The following is a 3,852-nucleotide window of genomic DNA, read 5'->3' as shown; positions in this document are numbered from 1 at the left end:
GCCCTGCTCAACCAGCGAGGAGGGGAGTAGCGCGCTGGTCGAAACCTCGAAGGACGGCCCTCGGACCGAAGGTCGGCTCAACCAGCGAAAAGGCGTTAGAAGAGGGCGGGGACGACTACCAGGCCGTTGAAGGTGATGTGCGCGATGATGGCGCCTCCGAGGCGGCCCGTGGTCGCGGCAATGACCGCGGCACCCACGCCGAAGACGAAGGTCGACAGGCCCACGACGAGGGCGGCATCCGCTCGCTCAATCGTGACGATGTGCACCAGCGCGAAGACCAGCGCGCTCACCACGATCGCGAGCGACACCGCGACCGTGCGGCTCGCGCCGCCCTCGCGGGTGACGCCGGTGACCGCGCGCAGCACCACGCCGCGAAAGAAGAGTTCCTCGACGAGCGGCGCCAGCAGCACCGGGGCGAGCAGCGCGCCGAACAGCCACCAGAGGTCGTAGACGGTCTCGCCGAATGTCGCGCCGGCCGATCCCATCTGCCCGTAGCCGGCGATCTCGATCAGGCTCGCGACGACCCGGGCGAGCAGGCCCACCGCCAGCCCCCAGAGCAGGTCGAGGGGGTGAAACCAGAGCCCGAGGTCGCGGCGCAGCGAGCGGGTTCCGTGCAGGTAACAGGCCGCCGCGACCGCGGCGAGCAGCGGCACCCAGACCGCGAGGTAGCTGAGCACGAGGCCGAGGTGGGGATCGGTGATCCAGAACCGGGCGGATGCCGTACTCACCAAAATCACGAGGGCCAGCGCGGCCACGACCCCGGTCGCGCCATCGGTCAAAGCCCGTGACGGCGACATGGCCGCAGCCGGGGACCCCGTTCCCAGGGCTCCCGCCCCCGGGGATCCCGCGTCTCCCCGGTCCAGCCCAATCCGGGCCGACTCGTCGGGGGCTGAGGCGGCCTGCTTTTCGCTCATGACCCTTAAACTACCGGCTCCGCGACGACTCGACCCCCGAAAGGGAGACTAGACAAGAGCCAAATTGGCTGAAATGTGTGAAACTAATCTGAGGCACAGCTGAGGCCTGCCCGCGCACCGCAGCGCGGAGACACGATTGTGCACCGCACGCACACCATGGAAAGGCCGCAGAGTGGAACTTCGCGACTACATCCGCATCCTGCGCAAAAGCTGGGTTCTCATCGTCGTTTTGACCCTGGGTTTTGTCGGGGCGGCGTCGGTCTATTCCCTGCTGCAGACTCCCACGTACAGTGCGACCTCGAAGGTCTTCGTGAGCACTCAGAGCAGCGGCACCACCACTGAGCTCGCCCAGGGCAACAGCTTCACGGTGCAGCGGGTCAAGACCTATTCCGACCTGGTGAGCACCCCGATCGTGCTGCTTCCGGTGATCGCCAACCTCGAACTCGGCATCACCAGCAGCCAGCTCGGCGCGAAAATCACCGCCTCTGCCCCGCTGGACACCTCCATCATCGACATCACTGTCGTGGACACCGACCCGACCCGCGCCGCCGACACCGCCAACGAGATCTCCGAGAGCCTCACCGCCGTGGTCGAAGCGATCGAGACCCCTGAGGCAGAGGGGGCGCTCAGCCCGGTCAAGCTCACCCCCGCGCAGGAAGCCGTCGTCGTGGCCACCCCGGTCAGCCCGAACGTTCCCCTGAACATCGCGCTCGGCGCCCTTGTGGGCCTGGCGTTGGGCCTCGGTGTTGCGGTGCTGCGCGAGACGCTGGAGACCCGCATCCGCAACGAACGTGACGTGACGCAGATCACCGAGGTGCCCATTCTCGGCGGTATCGTCTTCGACCCGAAGGCGGGGGAGCGGCCGCTCATCGTGCACGTCGACCCGCGCAGCCCGCGCGCCGAGAGCTTTCGTACCCTGCGCACCAACCTGCAGTTTCTCGACGTGGGCCGCACCGACCGCGCGTTCGTCGTCACATCGAGCATTGAAAGTGAGGGTAAGAGCACGACCGGTGCCAACCTCGCCATCGCATTAGCGGATGCCGGCGCCCGAGTGCTCATCGTCGACGCCGACCTGCGCCGACCCAAACTTGCCGACTATATGGGCATGGAGGGCGCCGTGGGCCTGACCGACGTGCTCATCGGCCGCGCCGAGCTCGACGACGTGATCCAGCCCTGGGGCAGGGGCGGCCTGCACGTGCTTCCGGCCGGCATGGTGCCCCCGAACCCGAGCGAGCTGCTCGGCAGCGCCCGTATGACCGCGCTGATCGCCCAGTTCAACGCGACCTTCGACGTCGTGCTCTTTGACTCCCCGCCGCTGTTGCCGGTGACGGATGCCGCGGTCCTCGCGAAAAACGTCGGCGGCGCGATCATCATCGTGGCCGCCGGGCGCACCCATAAAAACCAGCTGAAAAGTGCCATCAGCGCCCTCGACAACGTCGGGGCGCCGGTCAGCGGACTCGTCCTCACGATGCTGCCCACGAAGGGCCCGGATGCCTATGGTTACGGACGCTACGGGTACGGATATGGTTATGGGTACGGGTATGGCAGCGATGTCGCACCCGCCGAGGGCGATGTGGCAACCCCCCAAGTCCTTGCTGAACCAATGACCCGGCGTTCTCGGGTCAAGAATTGATGACCATTTTTCGCTCTAAGCCTCCGCTGCGTCACGTTCCGAAAGACGCTGCCCGCCACCGCCCCTGGATCATCTTCGGCATCGTCGTGTTCGTGCTCTTCGACATCGCCCTCATCGCCTGGGCCGTGACCTCCCTCAACTAGGGTCGCCCCCTCTCGCTGGTTGAGCCTGCGCGCGTAGCGCGCTGGTCGAAACCTCGTAGGAGGACCTACAGTCTCGACGTCGGGTTTCGTGGTTTCGACCGCTCCTTCGTCGCGGCTCAACCGGCGGAGGGGGATCTCGCTGGTTGAGCCTGCGCGCGTAGCGCGCTGGTCGAAACCTCGCAGGACGACCCTCAGACCGTAGGCCGGGTCGCCGGGGTGTCGACCGCCGGTGGTTGAGCCTGCCGAAAACGTCGCGGCTTAACCAGCGCAGGTCTCGCTGGTGCTGACGGCGCGGGCCTAATTGACGGAGCGGTTGGCGCGGTGGGTTTGGGCGGGGCGCCAGGTTTGGCTGGGGTCCATCCACGCGGGTCCGCGGACTTCGGGCCGGCCACGGGTCATGCGGATCTGCCATCCGGAGGTTTCGATGGCGTGGTGATGCCGCCAGCAGAGGCAGACTCCGTTGGCGACTTCGGTTTTTCCGCCGAGGGCCCACGGGATGACGTGGTGTAGTTCAGTGCGGTAGGCCGGAATGACACAGCCCGGGATGATGCAGCCGCCGTCGCGGGCGGCGATGGCCTGGCGCATCGGAGCGGGGAAGGTGCGTTGTTTGTCGCCGACGCGGAGGACTTCGTTGTTCGCTCCGAACACCACGGGGATGAATCCGCCGCTGCAGAGGGCCTGGTGCACGGTTTTCAGTGAGACGGGGGCGTCGACGCCGTCGATCCAGCCGACGCCGCGGCCTTCGTTGAGGTCGACCGCGTTGACGTGCACCACGACGGTCGGGGCGGCGCCGCCGATCACGCCGGCTGTGGGGTTGCGGGCCGCCTCGCGGAACACCTCCCGAAAGATGTCGGCCTGCTTCTCGCCGGTCGGGCGCCGGTCGATGTCGAGGACAGCCTCATCGGGAACGGTGTCGTCGGGGACCGGCTCGGAGCCCTCCAGCATCGGCTCCCCGGCGGCGGTGGGCTCGAATGCCACTTTCGCTCGCGGCGACAGCCGGGAGGCGATGAAGGTTTCCATTTCGCCGCGGAAGTCGGGTGTCACGCCGCCGTGGATGCGGTAGAGGCCGCGTTCGAACTGGCCGAAGCTGATGGTGCTCTTGGCTTCGAGGGCGTCTTCGTTGGGGGCGATGCCGTTGGGGTCGAGGCGGGCCTGCCATTCG

The 3,852-nt window shown here is 67.3% G+C and carries 4 protein-coding genes; 2 read left to right on the top strand and 2 right to left on the bottom strand.

The features are described 5' to 3' along the window. Positions 1-95: 95 nt before the first annotated feature. Complete coding sequence (locus D6T64_RS00215; RefSeq protein WP_119970287.1) at positions 96-914, bottom strand: CPBP family intramembrane glutamic endopeptidase; 819 nt, start codon at positions 912-914, stop codon at positions 96-98. 172 nt (positions 915-1,086) lie between these two features. Between D6T64_RS00215 and D6T64_RS00210 the strand changes: the two genes are divergently transcribed. Further along, positions 1,087-2,547: a polysaccharide biosynthesis tyrosine autokinase gene (locus tag D6T64_RS00210; protein WP_119970285.1), complete on the top strand. Its 1,461-nt coding sequence runs from the start codon at positions 1,087-1,089 to the stop codon at positions 2,545-2,547. After that, on the top strand, positions 2,547-2,690 hold the full coding sequence (locus D6T64_RS22365) for a hypothetical protein (RefSeq protein WP_158594739.1): 144 nt from the start codon (positions 2,547-2,549) through the stop codon (positions 2,688-2,690). Before D6T64_RS00210 ends, D6T64_RS22365 begins: the two co-directional genes overlap by 1 nt. Before the next feature lie 297 nt (positions 2,691-2,987). Here D6T64_RS22365 and D6T64_RS00205 read toward each other — a convergent pair. Continuing rightward, positions 2,988-3,852, bottom strand: an 865-nt coding sequence (locus D6T64_RS00205) for an HNH endonuclease signature motif containing protein (RefSeq protein WP_147364382.1), incomplete at its 5' end; no start/stop codon positions are given.

The organism is Cryobacterium melibiosiphilum (assembly GCF_003602235.1).
Lineage (GTDB): Bacteria > Actinomycetota > Actinomycetes > Actinomycetales > Microbacteriaceae > Cryobacterium > Cryobacterium melibiosiphilum.
This window is presented reverse-complemented; position numbering and strand designations above follow the sequence as displayed.